The organism is Serratia sp. BIGb0163 (assembly GCF_024809935.1).
Lineage (GTDB): Bacteria > Pseudomonadota > Gammaproteobacteria > Enterobacterales > Enterobacteriaceae > Serratia > Serratia quinivorans.
In genome coordinates this window covers 235601-251461 of record NZ_JANUDZ010000007.1, presented here as the reverse complement: position 1 = coordinate 251461, position 15861 = coordinate 235601, and the positions used below count along the sequence as shown (strand labels likewise).

At 55.4% G+C, this 15861-nt stretch carries 18 protein-coding genes; 2 read left to right on the top strand and 16 right to left on the bottom strand.

Going from position 1 to position 15861, the window contains the following annotated elements; genetic code table 11:
* Window positions 1-49: 49 nt before the first annotated feature.
* The 8 genes from fusA to fkpA all read right to left on the bottom strand — a co-directional run bounded on the left by fusA (window position 50) and on the right by fkpA (window position 6355).
* Window positions 50-2164 (bottom strand): elongation factor G, encoded by a 2115-nt coding sequence (gene fusA, locus M2406_RS21450; RefSeq protein ID WP_012147228.1) that lies wholly within the window; start codon window positions 2162-2164, stop codon window positions 50-52.
* Between the two features lie 97 nt (window positions 2165-2261).
* Window positions 2262-2732: a 30S ribosomal protein S7 gene (gene rpsG, locus M2406_RS21445; protein ID WP_012147229.1), complete on the bottom strand. Its 471-nt coding sequence runs from the start codon at window positions 2730-2732 to the stop codon at window positions 2262-2264.
* A 96-nt stretch (window positions 2733-2828) separates the two neighbouring features.
* Window positions 2829-3203: a 30S ribosomal protein S12 gene (gene rpsL, locus M2406_RS21440; RefSeq protein WP_004930426.1), complete on the bottom strand. Its 375-nt coding sequence runs from the start codon at window positions 3201-3203 to the stop codon at window positions 2829-2831.
* Window positions 3204-3345: 142 nt separating this feature from the next.
* On the bottom strand, window positions 3346-3633 hold the full coding sequence (tusB, locus tag M2406_RS21435) for a sulfurtransferase complex subunit TusB (RefSeq protein ID WP_012147230.1): 288 nt from the start codon (window positions 3631-3633) through the stop codon (window positions 3346-3348).
* Between the two features lie 8 nt (window positions 3634-3641).
* On the bottom strand, window positions 3642-4001 hold the full coding sequence (tusC, locus tag M2406_RS21430) for a sulfurtransferase complex subunit TusC (RefSeq protein ID WP_012147231.1): 360 nt from the start codon (window positions 3999-4001) through the stop codon (window positions 3642-3644).
* 8 nt (window positions 4002-4009) lie between these two features.
* Complete coding sequence (gene tusD, locus M2406_RS21425) at window positions 4010-4399, bottom strand: sulfurtransferase complex subunit TusD (protein WP_017894253.1); 390 nt, start codon at window positions 4397-4399, stop codon at window positions 4010-4012.
* Window positions 4399-5121: a transcriptional regulator gene (locus M2406_RS21420; protein ID WP_012147233.1), complete on the bottom strand. Its 723-nt coding sequence runs from the start codon at window positions 5119-5121 to the stop codon at window positions 4399-4401. The genes tusD and M2406_RS21420 overlap by 1 nt, the downstream gene beginning before the upstream one ends.
* Window positions 5122-5521: 400 nt before the next feature.
* Window positions 5522-6355, bottom strand: coding sequence for an FKBP-type peptidyl-prolyl cis-trans isomerase (gene fkpA / locus M2406_RS21415; RefSeq protein ID WP_012147234.1), 834 nt, complete (start codon window positions 6353-6355; stop codon window positions 5522-5524).
* A gap of 369 nt (window positions 6356-6724) precedes the next feature.
* On the opposite strand from fkpA, the gene M2406_RS21410 reads away from it, so the two are divergent.
* The gene (locus M2406_RS21410; RefSeq protein WP_012147235.1) at window positions 6725-6952 is read left to right on the top strand and encodes a SlyX family protein; all 228 of its coding nucleotides are present in this window, start codon (window positions 6725-6727) and stop codon (window positions 6950-6952) included.
* Between the two features lie 60 nt (window positions 6953-7012).
* Here the strand turns inward: M2406_RS21410 and slyD are convergent, their stop codons facing one another.
* The 4 genes from slyD to kefG form a co-directional block, all read right to left on the bottom strand.
* The gene (gene slyD / locus M2406_RS21405) at window positions 7013-7615 is read right to left on the bottom strand and encodes a peptidylprolyl isomerase (protein ID WP_012147236.1); all 603 of its coding nucleotides are present in this window, start codon (window positions 7613-7615) and stop codon (window positions 7013-7015) included.
* Window positions 7616-7737: 122 nt separating this feature from the next.
* Window positions 7738-7941 (bottom strand): YheV family putative zinc ribbon protein, encoded by a 204-nt coding sequence (locus M2406_RS21400; RefSeq protein ID WP_012147237.1) that lies wholly within the window; start codon window positions 7939-7941, stop codon window positions 7738-7740.
* Between the two features lie 14 nt (window positions 7942-7955).
* Window positions 7956-9764: a glutathione-regulated potassium-efflux system protein KefB gene (gene kefB, locus M2406_RS21395; protein WP_012147238.1), complete on the bottom strand. Its 1809-nt coding sequence runs from the start codon at window positions 9762-9764 to the stop codon at window positions 7956-7958.
* Between the two features lie 2 nt (window positions 9765-9766).
* Window positions 9767-10318: a glutathione-regulated potassium-efflux system ancillary protein KefG gene (kefG, locus tag M2406_RS21390; protein WP_012147239.1), complete on the bottom strand. Its 552-nt coding sequence runs from the start codon at window positions 10316-10318 to the stop codon at window positions 9767-9769.
* A 133-nt stretch (window positions 10319-10451) separates the two neighbouring features.
* Between kefG and M2406_RS21385 the strand changes: the two genes are divergently transcribed.
* The gene (locus tag M2406_RS21385) at window positions 10452-12365 is read left to right on the top strand and encodes an ABC transporter ATP-binding protein (protein WP_012147240.1); all 1914 of its coding nucleotides are present in this window, start codon (window positions 10452-10454) and stop codon (window positions 12363-12365) included.
* Here M2406_RS21385 and tauD read toward each other — a convergent pair.
* From tauD to tauA, 4 genes are read right to left on the bottom strand one after another with little or no spacing between them, the layout of a single operon-like run.
* On the bottom strand, window positions 12362-13210 hold the full coding sequence (gene tauD / locus M2406_RS21380) for a taurine dioxygenase (RefSeq protein WP_012147241.1): 849 nt from the start codon (window positions 13208-13210) through the stop codon (window positions 12362-12364). The genes M2406_RS21385 and tauD overlap by 4 nt on opposite strands.
* Window positions 13207-14046: a taurine ABC transporter permease TauC gene (tauC, locus tag M2406_RS21375; RefSeq protein WP_012147242.1), complete on the bottom strand. Its 840-nt coding sequence runs from the start codon at window positions 14044-14046 to the stop codon at window positions 13207-13209. Before tauC ends, tauD begins: the two co-directional genes overlap by 4 nt.
* Complete coding sequence (tauB, locus tag M2406_RS21370; protein WP_017894259.1) at window positions 14043-14810, bottom strand: taurine ABC transporter ATP-binding subunit; 768 nt, start codon at window positions 14808-14810, stop codon at window positions 14043-14045. The genes tauC and tauB overlap by 4 nt, the downstream gene beginning before the upstream one ends.
* A gap of 9 nt (window positions 14811-14819) precedes the next feature.
* A complete protein-coding gene (tauA, locus tag M2406_RS21365) occupies window positions 14820-15815 on the bottom strand; it encodes a taurine ABC transporter substrate-binding protein (RefSeq protein WP_017894260.1) in 996 nt (331 codons plus the stop codon).
* Between the last annotated feature and the right edge of the window lie 46 nt (window positions 15816-15861).

Sequence of the window (15861 nt, the reverse complement as noted above, 5' to 3'; positions counted from 1 at the left end):
GCTCTCCCCTCATGGAGAGAGCACTGATCAATGTGTTAAACCCGAAAGCTTATTTACCACGGGCTTCAATAACGGCCTGAGCGACGTTGTTCGGCGCATCATCGTACTTCAGGAACTCCATGGAGTAAGAAGCACGGCCTTTGGTCAGAGAACGCAGTTGAGTTGCGTAGCCGAACATCTCGGACAACGGAACTTCAGCGTGAATCTGAACGCCAGTAGCGTTGGATTCCTGACCTTTCAGTTGACCACGACGACGGCTAAGGTCACCGATGACGTCACCAGTGTTCTCTTCCGGCGTTTCAACTTCAACCTTCATGATTGGCTCAAGCAAAACAGGTTTCGCTTTCTTAAAGCCATCTTTAAAGGCGATAGAAGCGGCCAGTTTAAACGCCAATTCGGAGGAGTCAACATCGTGGTAAGAACCGAAATGCAGACGCACACCGAGATCAACTACCGGGTAACCGGCCAGCGGACCAGACTTAAGCTGCTCCTGGAGGCCTTTATCAATGGCACCGATGTATTCCGTTGGGATTACACCACCTTTAATGTCATTGATGAACTCGTAGCCTTTCGGATTTGAGCCCGGCTCCAGTGGGTACATGTCGATCACAACGTGACCATACTGACCACGACCACCAGACTGCTTGGCGTGTTTACCTTCGATATCGGTAACTTTCGAACGAATCGCTTCACGGTAAGCAACCTGAGGTTTGCCCACGTTTGCTTCAACGTTGAATTCACGACGCATACGGTCAACCAGGATGTCCAGGTGAAGTTCACCCATACCTGCGATGATAGTCTGACCTGATTCTTCGTCAGTCCATACGCGGAATGATGGATCTTCCTTCGCCAGACGGCCCAGAGCCAGACCCATTTTTTCCTGGTCAGCTTTGGTTTTTGGTTCAACTGCAACGGAGATTACCGGCTCAGGGAACTCCATGCGCTCCAGAATGATCACGTTGTTCGGATCACACAGAGTGTCACCGGTAGTCACGTCTTTCAGACCGATAGCTGCAGCGATGTCGCCTGCGCGAACTTCTTTGATCTCTTCACGCTTGTTAGCATGCATCTGAACGATACGGCCCAGACGTTCACGCTGAGATTTCACTGGGTTAAATACAGTGTCACCTGAGTTAACAAGACCGGAGTAAACACGGAAGAACGTCAGGTTACCCACGAATGGGTCAGTAGCGATTTTGAACGCCAGAGCAGAGAACGGCTCAGCATCGTCAGAACGACGAACTGCTGGAGTGTCTTTACCGTCATCCAAAATGCCGTTGATTGCTGCAACGTCAGTTGGTGCCGGCAGATACTCAACAACAGCATCCAGCATTGCCTGTACGCCTTTGTTTTTAAACGCAGAACCACAGGTAACCAGGATGATTTCGTTGTTCAGAACGCGCTTACGCAGAGAAGTTTTGATCTCTTCTTCAGTCAGCTCTTCGCCACCAAAGAATTTCTCCATCAGCTCATCAGAACCTTCAGCAGCGGACTCAACCAGCTTCTGACGCCATTCTTCAGCCAGTTCTTGCATATCAGCCGGGATCTCTTCGTATTCGAAGGTCACGCCCTGATCGGCTTCGTTCCAGTTGATGGCTTTCATTTTCACCAGGTCAACAACACCGGTGAATTTCTCTTCTGCGCCGATAGCCAGCTGCAGAGGGACCGGAGTTGCGCCCAGACGTTTTTCAATCTGATCAACAACTTTCAGGAAGTTAGCACCCATGCGGTCCATTTTGTTAACGAACGCGATGCGTGGAACTTTATATTTGTTAGCCTGACGCCATACGGTTTCAGACTGTGGCTGAACGCCACCAACTGCACAGTAAACCATTACCGCGCCATCAAGAACACGCATGGAACGTTCTACTTCGATGGTGAAGTCAACGTGTCCTGGGGTGTCGATGATGTTGATGTGGTGTGCGTCGAACTGCTTAGCCATACCAGACCAGAAACAGGTAGTCGCAGCGGACGTGATGGTAATACCACGTTCCTGCTCCTGCTCCATCCAGTCCATGGTAGCTGCGCCGTCGTGCACTTCACCGATTTTGTGGTTTACACCGGTGTAGAACAAAACACGTTCGGTAGTGGTCGTTTTACCGGCGTCGATGTGAGCGCTGATACCGATGTTACGATAGCGCTCAATGGGTGTTTTACGAGCCATTTGATTCCTCTATTGCCTTAGGCGTTCAAGTTCAGTTAACCCAAGCGGGTTGGCTTCTTGAAGCGCCCGCTTGGTTAGCATAACTACTGCGTGGCAATTACCAGCGGTAGTGGGCGAACGCCTTGTTGGCTTCTGCCATACGGTGAACGTCTTCACGTTTCTTAACAGCAGAACCTTTGTTCTCAACTGCATCAGAAAGTTCGTTCGCCAAGCGCAGAGCCATGGATTTATCACCGCGTTTACGAGCAGCATCAACGATCCAGCGCATTGCCAGAGCATTACGACGGACCGGGCGGACTTCAACTGGTACCTGATAAGTAGAACCACCAACGCGGCGCGACTTAACTTCTACAGTCGGGCGAACGTTGTCGAGAGCTACTTCAAAAGCTTCCAGGTGATCTTTACCAGAACGCTGAGCCAGGGTTTCCAGCGCGGTATAGACGATTGCTTCTGCAGTAGATTTTTTACCATCTACCATCAGGATGTTTACAAATTTGGCCAACAGTTCGGATCCGAACTTAGGATCTGGAAGGATTTTACGTTGGCCGATTACGCGACGACGTGGCATGGAAATACTCCGTTGTTAATTCAGGATTGTCCAAAACTCTACGAGTTTATTTTGACATTAAAGTGAAAATGTTTGGCCTTACTTAACGGAGAACCATTAAGCCTTTGGCTTCTTCACGCCGTACTTGGAACGAGCTTGCTTACGGTCTTTAACACCGGAGCAGTCAAGTGCACCACGGACGGTGTGGTAACGCACACCTGGCAAGTCTTTTACACGACCGCCACGGATCAGGATCACGGAGTGTTCCTGCAGGTTATGACCTTCACCGCCGATGTAGGAGGTAACTTCAAAACCGTTAGTCAAACGCACACGGCATACTTTACGCAGTGCGGAGTTTGGTTTCTTAGGAGTGGTGGTATATACGCGAGTACATACGCCACGTTTCTGCGGGCAAGCTTCCAGCGCTGGAACGTTGCTTTTAGCAGCCTTCACAGAGCGTGGTTTGCGTACCAGCTGATTAATTGTTGCCATTAAAAAGCTCCTGGTTTTTGCTTCGTTTGTTGCTTCGTAAACATGTGATAAATCCCCCCGTATGCACTACAGGCAAAGTACGGGACGCAGAATTTTATGGCTGAGCAGTAGAGGTGTCAAGAAATATACAACATTACTCTCATCACCAGGACATTTGACTGCGATGCTTTTCGGTTAATTCAACGAAGTGATTATAGCCGATGACAGTGATTTTGTGTGAAAAATGACCAGTCAAGCCTCTGGCTTCCAGGTCATCTTGCAGTGCATAAAGGGATATGGGGGCATTAAGCAGCAATTCAAGATGCGCACTACCGGCCAGGCCGGCCAGCACACCATCCTGTAGCAGCAGCAGGTCGTCGCCCGCTGCCGTCAGGCGCAGCAGCGCAGGCAAATCGCATTGAGTGGGGGAACGGCTAAGGGTATACAGCATCAGGTTTCCTAAAAAGTCATCACCGCATCATAGCCGGCCAATAGTTGGCCCAGCGCGTCCGGTGCCAATACCTCGGCGTCCAGCACCCAGTCAGTCACCTGACTCAGACCGCGTTCCTGCAAGGATGCCTGGCACAGATAGCAGCGTTCAACGTCATACAATGGCAGTACACCAAAGGTGGCGATGTAATTGCGAGCCAGAATTTTTTCCGGTTGCTGCCCCGGCAATAGCTGCAATACGCCGTCACCGATAAAAAACACGCCCAGATCTTCGCTCAGCGCCGAGGTGGCCAGTAACGCATCCAGCCCTTCCCTGCCGCCGGCGTTGCCGTGAGGTCCCTGGGTAAAAACAAAAGCAACTCGTTTCATAAATTCTCTCAGAACTGCACCAGGCGGTCACTGCTCAGCGCAGCCTCGGCCAGTGAGCCCAACCCGCTGAGGATAAAACCCGGTTGGAGGTTTGCCGCGGGCAACCCCTGTTGTGCAGCCTCCTGCTCATCGGTCACCCCACGTCGCAACGCAGCGGCAACGCAGACATTGAGCTCGATGCCATGCTGCTGCGCCAATTGTACCCAGCCACGGACCAAATCAAACTCATCACCGGCAGGCGCCGTCAGCTGGTTGGCGTTCAACACCCCTTCACGGTAAAAAAACACGCTGGAGAGGCGGTGCCCTTTCGCCAATAGAGCCTGAGCAAACTGATAGGCGCTACTGGCCTGCTGGGTGCCATACGCCGGACCGGTGACCACAAGGCAGTAATCCAGCATCAGCGTTCAGTTCCCAACAGATCGCCGCTTTTGAACTGGCGGATATACAGATAGACGGTGTGCTTGGAGATATTCAGACGATCCGCCACCTGATTAATCGCATCCTTGATATCAAAAATGCCCTTCTCATAGAGGTTCAGCACCACCTGACGATTTTTGGCATTGTTGGAGACGTTACGATCGGCATTAACTTCTTCGATGGTGAACTCCAGCGTTTGTGCCACCAGATCGTCAACGGAGGACGCAAAGTTGACCGAAGGGGCCACTTCCTGGGTTTCCGGCGGCATAAATGTCTGCATCACCTGCGAGAAAGGCACGTCGAGGTTCATGTTGATACACAGCAGGCCGATCACTCGCTGCTCGCGATTGCGGATGGCGATAGTCACCGACTTCATCAGCACACCGCTCTTGGCGCGAGTAAAATAGGCCTGCGATACGCTACTGTCATTGCCGGCCATATCGTGCAACATGCGCAGCGCCAGATCGGTAATCGGCGAACCGATTTGCCGCCCGGTATGCTCACCGTTGGCAATACGTACCGCCGAGCATTTCAAATCTTCCAGTGCGTGCAGCACGATCTCACAGTGCCCGCCGATCAACATCGCCAGGCCATCAACTACCGCTTCGTAAGACTTCAAAATTTCATGATCCGTTTGGGTAAACGGACGTTCGTTCAGCAAATCAAGTTCGCTGGCTTCGCTGGATAAAAGCGAATTAGACATCGAAAATACCACCCTCAAAGATCGCCTGTGCCAGGGGGCGCAGCTAAAACTGCTCGTGCGGGTTCCCTTCCACAGGCGGCACACCCTTGTGAATACGCAGGGTGGCTGGCTGATATCAGTCTGAAACAGCACGATGTGCGTCCGCCGGCCTTGACGACCAGGAACAGTTTTAGGTACACGCCCTAAGGGGCAGGCGCATGACTTATAAGTCCGGATAATTAGTCTAGCAAAACAGCCAGAGTAAAGTCCTTGCGTTTGCGCGTGGTATTGACGTTAAGCCCGATGCCCGGCAGGCGTCAAGCGATCAGTGGGGGAGGAAGTGAAAGTTACGCCTGATTTGGCAGGTTGAAATGAACACCGCCGCGAAGAATGTTCGCGGCGGTGTGGGGCTCAGGCAGACTTACTGCGCTTTGGCATCAGCCGCTGCGTCAGCCGGTTTCTCAGCCTTGGCGTCCGCTTTCGGCGCGGCTTTCACATCCAGCAGCTCAACGTCGAACACCAGAGTGGAGTTAGCCGGAATACCCGGGACGCCAGTTTTACCGTAGGCCAGCGCCGGTGGGATAACCAGCTTGATTTTGCCGCCTTTCTTGATGTGTTTCAGGCCTTCGGTCCAGCCTGGGATCACACCGTCCAGACGGAATGACAGTGGCTCACCACGGGTGTAGGAGTTGTCAAACTCGGTACCGTCGGTCAGGGTGCCCTTGTAGTTCACCACAACGGTATCGCTGTCTTTAGGCGCCGCGCCGGTACCTGGCTTCTCTACCTGATACAGCAGGCCAGACTCGGTTTTCTTCACGCCTTTTTCTTTAGCGAAGGTATCACGGTACTTGGTGCCTTTCGCTTCGTTATCTTTCGCATCCTGCTCCATCTTCGCCTGAGCGGAAGCCTTCACGCGTGCTTCAAAGCTTTGCAGGGTTTTTTCGATATCTGCATCGTTCAGCTTGCTCTTGTTGGCAAAAGCGTCCTGAACGCCTGAGATCAACTGGTCTTTATCCAGTTTGATGCCCAGTTTTTCTTGCTCTTTCAGCGAGTTGTCCATGTAACGGCCCAGGGATGCACCCAGTGCGTAAGCCGCTTGCTCGTCATCGTTCTTGAACTTGCCAGTGCTTGGTGCCGCGTCGGCAGCTTTAGCCGCTTCTGCTGGTTTAGCTGCATCAGCAGCCATAACCTGGGTCGCATTCAAAGCAAAAGCCATGGTGGTTGCCAGAAGCGTGACTTTAAACAAAGATTTCATCCATTTCTCCAGTGTCTGAAGCGATGCCCCAAACAATCATTAAGTAAGATAACCGGGCTACTATAGCTGTCCGAAACAAAACAAAACAGTCACACAGGTAACCAATCGAGTCAAAGTGTGACTCCAGCTTTAAACAGAAGTTTCGTTTAATGTGCTACCCGTATGATAAATCAGATTTTTCCATCATCCGACGCCCAACGGTAACAAATCCGCCCATGGTAAGCGCTCTATTTTTCAGCACTTTACACAGTGCTCTGACGCGTGCGGTTATCGCCCCCATGAAACGGGGTGAAATAGCGCAGCGCAAAGCCGGCGGCAGCTGTTAACATAGCGTCAGATTCAGGATTAAACCGCGTCAGAGGTAGCACCATGCACAACGCCGATAACCACAGCCTGTTACTGCGGCTGGAAGAGCTGGAGAGCCGCCAGGCCTTCCAGGAAGTCACCATCGAAGAGCTCAATCAGATCGTGGTGCAGCACCAGTTTGAAATGCTGAAATTACAAGAGCACCTGCGCGTGCTGACCGATAAACTGCGTTCGAGCCAGACGTCGATGATAGCTTCGCAGTCGGAAGAGACTCCGCCGCCACATTATTGATAAACAATAAAAAAGGGCAGCCCCAGGGCCGCCCTTTTTTTTGCCGTTACAGCATTGCGATTAGTGGCAACCGCAACCGCCGTTACCGCAACCGCCTTTCTTGGCCGGAGCCTGGTCATGTGCATGGTCATGATCGTGGTCATGGCCATGACCGCCGCAGCAGCCTTCACCGTGTTCATGGTCGTGATGATGATCGTGCTCGCCATGTACGTGGCCGTGCGCCAGTTCTTCAGCGGTAGCTTCGCGGATCGCGACAACTTCCACGTTGAAGTTCAGGTTCTGACCCGCCAGCATGTGGTTACCGTCAACCACTACGTGGTCGCCGTCCACTTCGGTGATTTCGACTGGCACTGGGCCCTGATCGGTATCAGCCAGGAAGCGCATACCCACTTCCAACTCGTCAACGCCCATAAAGACGTCTTTCGGCACGCGCTGCACCAGGTTTTCGTCGTAGTTGCCGTACGCATCGTTAGCGCCAACATTCACGTCAAAACGATCGCCCGCTTCGTGGCCTTCGAGTGCTTTTTCCAGACCCGCAATCAGTGAACCATGCCCATGCAGATAGTCCAGCGGCGCACTCACCGGAGACTCATCAACCAACACACCGTCTTCTGTACGTACTTGGTAAGCCAGGCTGACCACCAAGTCTTTTGCTACTTTCATGATATCTCCTACCGTTGGATACTTGGACGCAACCGTCATGGGGGCCGCGCCTTAACCGGACAGATTGTATCGGAAATCTTTCCCGCTGTACCCTTCAGCATAAAAAATCGCGCCCGATAACGCTACTCCGGATGGAAAATACCGATCACCTGCTCCTGCGGCCGGACGTGCTTTTCCACCTGTTCTTCGGTCTGTCGCTGGTGATGGCCGCACTTGACGCACTCCACCACTTCGACCTGGTCTTCACGCCAAACTGCCAGCGTATCCATAGCCTTACAGCTCGGGCAGACTGCTCCGGCGATAAATCTTTTACGTGTTGCAGACATCTCAGTGCTCCAAATTATTCGTATTCATCCCAGCCGTCGAACTGGCGACTCTCTTTTTGCATTTCTCGGTGGAAAAGTTCTTCCAACTCACGCCGCGCTTCTTTCACGCGGGAAATTTGCGCCACATCGCCGTGATGCGGCGGCATCAATTCACGCAGCATACGCATGTCCAGCCGGCGGAAGTGCTGTTGCGCACGATAGGCCTGATGCGGATGCATACCTAACTCCATCAGTGCCTTTCGCCCCAGTTCCAGCGCGCTGGAGAAGGTTTCGCGGCTGAACTGCTTGACCCCGGCCTGCAGCAATTCGTGCGCTTCAACACGACCGCGTGCTCGCGCCAAAATGCTCAGATCGGGGAAATGCTGCTGACACAGCCGCACAATTTCCATAGTGTCTTCCGGCTCATTACAGGTGATCACGATCGACCTGGCCTTCGCCGCACCGGCCGCACGCAGCAGCTCCAGCTCGGTGGCGTCGCCGTAATATACCTTGTAACCGTAGCGGCGCAGCACGCCAACGGCGCTGACATCGCGCTCCAATACGGTGATGCGCATCTTGTTGGCCATCAGCAATCGGCCGATCACCTGACCAAAACGCCCGAAGCCGACGATGATCACCTGCGGGTCATCGTCCTCCACATAGGGTGTCTCTTCGTCTTCATCCCTGGCGTTGTATCGGCGCACCAGAATACGGTCAATAATTTGCATCAACAGCGGCGTAGTCATCATCGACAAGGTCACCACCACCAGCAACAGCGCGAGTTGATCGGGCTGCAGCACCTTCTGCGTGCCCGCCGCCGAAAACAGTACGAAGGCAAACTCGCCGCCCTGGCTAAGCACGCCGGCAAACTGCAAACGCACCGAACTGCGCAGGCCAAAAATACGCGACAGCGAATACAGGACGCCCGACTTGATCGCCACCAGCAGCACCACGCCCAGCAGCACTTCGGCCAGATGGGTATAGAGTACGCCGATATTCAGCGCCATGCCCACCGAGATAAAGAACAGCCCCAGCAGCAGCCCCTTGAATGGCTCGATTGAAATTTCCAGCTCATGGCGATATTCACTCTCCGCCAGCAACACGCCGGCGATAAAGGTGCCGAGCGCCATCGACAGGCCGAGCGCATCCATAAACATCGCCGCCCCCAACACCACCAGCAGAGCGGCAGCGGTGAAGATTTCGCGTACTCCGGAAGAGGCGATATAGCGGAACAGTGGCCGCAACAGGAACCGCCCGCCAATCAGCATGCCGCCGAACGCCGCCACCTTGAGTGCAATTTGTGCCCAGTCGTCACTGCTGCCCCCGGCCCCGGCGAGGATCGGGATCAGCGCCAGCGCCGGGATCACCGCCATATCCTGGAACAGCAGCACCGAGAACCCCAGTTGGCCGCCCTCATTGCGGTTCATGCCCTTCTCGCGCATTAGCTGCAACGCCATGGCGGTTGACGACATCGCCAGCCCGATACCGCCTATCACGGCGGCCTGCCAGGCAAAATGGGTCAGATAAAGCAAGGCCCCCAGCACCGCGGCGGTGATCAGCACCTGTCCGGCACCGACGCCAAAGATTGAACGCCGCAACTCCCACAGCTTGCTGGGGTTCAGCTCCAGGCCGATGATAAACATCAGAAACACCACGCCCAGTTCGGAAAAGTGCAGGATCTCGTCGACGTCGCGAATGAAGCCCAGCCCCCAGGGGCCGATGGCAATGCCGGCGATCAGGTAGCCCAAGACCGCGCCAATACCCAGGCGGCGTGCAATCGGCACCGTGACCACCGCAGCGAACAGAAACAGTAAAATTGCGGTCAGTAAGGTTGAGCCTTCCATGTTTACCTCCCTCCGTGTGGCAGCGGGTTGCGCAACCAGTCGCCATACGCCGTGGCATGGCTTTCCAGCACCTCTGGCTTCTGCCGACGCGCCCAATACACCAGCATCGGCGTCAGCCAGTGCATATGGCACATGGCGGCGGTCAATTCAAACGGGCGTAAAATATCTTCTATCGGATAGCGGTTATAACCGCCGGTACGGTAGGCGCCCTCCGGTTCACCGGTGGTGATCACCGAACGCCAGTATTTTCCCGCCAGCGCATTGCCCCCCATGCCGCTGGCAAAACCACGCGACAGCACGCGATCCAGCCATTCTTTCAGCAGGGCCGGGCAACTGTAGGTATAGAGAGGATGTTGAAAAACAATGACCTGATGTTCACGCAGCAGTTGTTGTTCGTGGTGAATATCAATAAAAAAATCAGGATAGTGCGCGTATAAATCGTGCACGGTGACATGTTCCAACTGCTGTGCCGGTCGAAGCAAAACCCGATTCGCGACCGAGTCCTGGGATTCCGGATGGGCATACAGCAGCAAGACCTTCGGCGGCTGCGACATCATTCCCCTCCAAAGCGTCGTCAGGGTAGCGGTTTTCCGTTACCATGCTCCGCAAAGACTAATAATAGGACAGTCTGCGTCCTGTTAACTTAGAACTCACTCAATTTAACATACTCTGAACATACGGCACTTTATGATTGTATTTTCCTCGCTACAAATCCGACGCGGCACCCGCGTCCTGTTGGACAACGCCACGGCGACGGTTAATCCAGGTCAGAAGGTCGGCCTGGTGGGTAAAAACGGCTGCGGCAAATCCACGTTGCTGTCATTGCTGAAGGGCGAGATGGCCGCGGACGGCGGCAGCTACACCTTTCCAAGCAACTGGGCCCTGGCCTGGGTTAATCAGGAAACACCGGCGCTGGACGTCCCTGCGCTTGAGTATGTGATCGACGGCGACCGCGAATTCCGCCAGCTTGAAGCCGAATTGCAGGTGGCAAACGATAAAAACGACGGCCACGCCATCGCCACATTGCACGGTAAACTGGATGCCCTTGATGCCTGGACCATCCGTTCTCGCGCCGCCAGCCTGCTGCACGGCCTGGGCTTTTCCAACGAACAGTTGCTCAATCCGGTACGCGCCTTCTCGGGCGGCTGGCGTATGCGCCTTAACCTGGCACAAGCGTTGGTCTGTCGTTCAGACCTGCTGCTGCTCGACGAACCGACCAACCACCTGGATTTGGACGCGGTGATCTGGCTGGAACGCTGGTTGAAAAGCTACCCAGGCACGCTGGTGCTGATTTCGCACGACCGCGATTTCCTTGATCCGATCGTCGATAAGATTCTGCATATCGAACAAGAAACCATTAACGAATATACCGGTAACTATTCCTCGTTCGAACGTCAACGTTCGACCAAACTGGCACAGCAGCAGGCGCTGTACCAGAACCAACAGGAGAAAGTGGCGCATCTGCAAAGCTACATTGACCGCTTCCGCGCGCAGGCCACCAAGGCCAAGCAGGCGCAAAGCCGTATCAAAATGCTTGAACGCATGGAGCTGATTGCACCGGCCCACGTCGATAACCCGTTCAGCTTCAGCTTCCGCCAGCCGGAAAGCCTGCCGAACCCGCTGCTGCGCATGGAGAAGGTCAGCGCCGGTTATGGCGACAAGGTGATCCTGAACTCGATCAAACTGAACCTGGTGCCCGGCTCACGTATCGGTCTGCTGGGCCGTAATGGCGCCGGTAAATCCACCCTGATCAAAATGCTGGCCGGTTCGCTGGAGCCGCTCAGCGGTGAGATTGGTCTGGCGAAGGGCATCAAGCTGGGTTACTTCGCCCAGCATCAGTTGGAGTTCTTGCGCGCCGACGAATCCCCGTTGCAACATCTGAGCCGCATCGCCCCTCGGGTGCTGGAACAGCAGCTGCGCGACTATTTGGGCGGTTTTGGCTTCCAGGGCGATAAGGTCACCGAGATTACCGAACGTTTCTCCGGTGGCGAAAAGGCGCGGTTGGTGCTGGCGCTGATTGTCTGGCAGCGCCCTAACCTGCTGCTGCTCGATGAACCGACCAACCACCTGGATCTGGATATGCGTCAGGCGCTGACCGAAGCGCTGATCGACTTTGAAGGCGCGTTAGTGGTGGTCTCGCACGACCGTCACCTGTTGCGCTCCACCACTGACGATCTCTATCTGGTGCACGATGGCCAGGTGGAAGTGTTCGACGGCGATTTGGACGACTATCAGCAATGGCTGGTTGACCTGCAACGTCAGGAAAACCAGCAGGACGCGCCGGACAAGGAAAACAACGCCAACAGCGCGCAGGCCCGTAAAGATCAGAAACGTCGGGAAGCCGAGTTCCGCAGCCAGACTCAGCCGCTGCGCAAGCAGATCGCCAAGCTGGAACAGCAGATGGAAAAACTGAGTGCCGAACTGGCGGCGGTGGAAGAGAAGCTGGCGGATTCCGCGTTGTACGACATCAGCCGCAAGGCCGATTTGACGCGTTGTCTGCAACAGCAAAGCCAGGCCAAGTCCGCGTTGGAAGAAACGGAAATGACCTGGCTGGATGCGCAAGAGCAGTTGGAACAGTTCACCAACGAGTTTGACCTTTAAGCCTTATAAAAAGGCTTGTCCCCCAGAATGGTCGCGCGGTGCATAATGCGCCGCTGCGGCAGATAATCCGCGTTGGCGTAATGCTGCGTCACGCGGTTATCCCAGATGGCAATGTCATTTTCCTGCCAACGCCAACGCACCTGAAACTCCGGCTTGGTGATGTGGGCGAACAGAAAGTTCAGCAGCGCGTCGCTTTCCTTCGGTGCCAGATCAACAATCCGCGTCGTAAAACCTTCATTGACGAACAGGGCCTGCCGGCCGCTGACCGGATGCGTGCGCACTACCGGATGCAGCAACGGCGGATTTTTCTGTACCGCTACCTGCCAGCGCTGGCGCTCTTCTTCGCTGCCGCGATGCTTGTGTTCCGGGAATGACTTGGTGAAATCATGCTCCGCCTTCAGCCCGGCCAGCAATTGCCTGAACGGCTCAGACAGCGCTTCATAGGCCGCAATACCACTGGCCCATAGCGTATCGCCACCGGTGGAAGGCAGGGTTTTCGCCGCCAGAATCGCCCCCAGCGGCGGATTCTCGATAAAGGTCACGTCGGTATGCCAGTTATCATTGTCCGGCGGATTATGGTCATGGGTATCCAGCACGATAATCTCTTTCACATCGGCGGCTTGCGGATAGACCGGATGGATATGCAGGTCGCCGAAGCGACCGGCCAAATTCCGCTGTTGCAACGGGGTGATCGGCTGATTACGCAGAAACAGCACCTGATGTTTCAGCAACGCATGGTAGAGCTGTTCGAATTGGCCATCACCCAGGGGGCGTGCCAGATTAACGTTTTCCACCAGCGCACCGATATAAGGCCCCAATGGGGTGATATTTAAACGTTCGTTCATTGGTTTACTCCGTGCCACGGGGTCAATCGGCGCTGCAGGGCACGCAGCCCCAGCTCCAGCCCAAATGCAATAATCGCAATCACACCGATACCGGCCAGCACCACGTCGGTAGCCAGAAACTCACCGGCGGATTGCACCATAAATCCCAGGCCGCGGGTGGCGGCGATCAGTTCTGCGGCCACCAGCGTCGACCAACCGACCCCCAGCCCAATTCGGATGCCGGTTAAAATCTCCGGCAAGGCACTAGGCAGCACCACAAAACGCAGCAACTGCCAACGGTTGGCCCCCAGCGCACGGGCGGCCCGCACACGAACCTGCGCCACACTGCGCACACCGGCTACGGCAGACAATGTCACCGGGGCGAAGATCGCCAGATAAATCAGCAAGATTTTCGAGGTTTCGCCAATGCCGAACCAAATCACCATCAGCGGTAAATAGGCCAGCGGCGGCACCGGGCGGTAAATTTCAATCAACGGATCGAGAATGCCGCGCACCGTATCATTCAGCCCCATGGCGATACCCACCGGTACACCGATAATCACCGCCGCCAACAGCGCCACCAGAATGCGCCCCAGGCTGGCGGCCAAATGCTGCCATAGCGTGGCGTCCATAAAGCCTTGCGGGCTGGCGATGGTAATCAGTTGATGCAGCACCTGCTGCGGTGCCGGTAGAAATAACGGGCTGATCAGGTTCAGCGCGGTCACGCCCCACCAGATGGCCAATACCACCAGCAGGGTGGCGCTGCTCAGCCAGAGGTTACGCGGTACGCTAAAACGGCGCGTCGGGGCTGCAGCCTGCGGCTGAACAACTTCTTTGAGGGCGGAATGCAGGCTCATAGCAAGGCCTCGCGCTGTTGGAAGACTTTGCCCAGCACATATTCGCGCTGCGCGATAAATTCAGGGTCGGACTTGATCGAACGGCACGCCTCGCCGTTGGCATAACGTTGGCCGAAGTTAAGCGCCAGGCGTTCCACCACCTGCCCCGGTCCCGGCGACAGCAACAGCAGTTCACTGGCCAGAAACACCGCTTCTTCAATATCGTGGGTGATCAGCAGCACCTGTTTGCCGGTATCCCGCCAGATGGTCAACAGCAGTTCCTGCATTTGTTCGCGGGTAAATGCATCCAGCGCGCCAAACGGCTCATCCAGCAACAACAGGCGCGGATCGGCAGCCAGCGCACGGGCAATCCCTACCCGCTGGCGCATGCCGCCGGAGAGTTGCCAGATAAAGTGCTGTTCATAGCCGGCCAATCCGACGCGTTGCAACATCTCTTGTGCCACCTGACGTCGCTGCTGTTTGCCGACGCCGGCCAGTTGCAGACCAAACTCCACGTTATCCACCACGTTGCGCCACGGCAGTAAACCTTCATGCTGGAACACCACGCCCCGTTCGGCTCCGGGGCCTTTTACGGGAACTTCGTCAAGCGTGATGCTGCCAGCTGAAGGCTCGATAAACCCGGCGATCAAATTCAGCAGCGTGGTTTTGCCGCAGCCCGAAGGGCCAAGCACCACCACCAGTTGCCCGGCGTCAATCTGGAACGAGACGTCGCGCAGCGCAGGGCGCCCCTGATACTCTGCTGAAAGGTGATTAACGTTTAACATGCTGCTCCCCTACGACTGCGGCGCAGCCTGCACCTGTTTCACAAAGCGATCGGTGACGTAGGCACTGTAATCACCGTCGACCTGCGGAATTTTGCCCTGCTGTTTAAGGAACTCGGCGGTATCACGGATAGCCTTGTCCACCGGCTGGCCAAGTTGGGTTATTTGCTCCGCCACCGGCAAATAGGTATTGCCCTTCACCAGCACCGGTATCTGTTCTTCCGGCACGCCGCTCAAACGGGACAGCGTGTTGAGATTGCCTTTATCCTTCAGCCACTGCTCCGGCTGCGCCAGGTAGGCTTTTTGGGCGTTCAACGCGCTGGCGGCAAAGGCGGTCACCACTTCCGGGTGTTTTTCGGCAAAGTCCTTGCGCACCACCCAGACGTCAAGCGTCGGCGCGCCCCATTGTCCAACCTGGGCGGAATCGGTCAGTACCTTGCCCTGCTTGGCTAATTCATTGACTACCGGCGCCCAGACGTAGGCTCCGTCGATGTCACCGCGCTGCCATGCGGCGGCAATGGCCGGCGGTTGCAGATTGAGAATTTTGACCTGCTCAGGCTTGATGCCCCAGTGTTTGAGCGAGGCCAGCAGACTGTAGTGGGTGGTTGAGATAAAGGGCACGGCGATTCGCTTGCCGATCAAATCCTGCGGGGTTTTGATCTCTTTCTTCACCACCAGGGCTTCGGAGCTGCCGAGCTGGGAGGCGATCAGGAAGACTTCGATAGGGAGTTTTTGGCTGGCGGCCACCGCCAGTGGGCTGGAACCGATATTACCGATCTGCACGTCACCGGAGGCCAACGCGCGTAGCACGCTGGAGCCGCTGTCGAATTTACGCCAGTCAACGGTGGCACCAGACTGTTTGGCGAAGCTGTTTTCCGCCTGCGCCACCTTGGCAGGTTCCGCCGAAGTCTGGTACGCCACGGTCACGTCCACCGCATAGGCGTTAGCCGCAGCAAGTGATAACACCAGCAGTGCCGCGCCGCGTAATGAAAAGTGTTTGCTCGCCATGATCGCTCCGTTGATAAAAGTCTGTTCAGTTGCTGACAGTTTTATC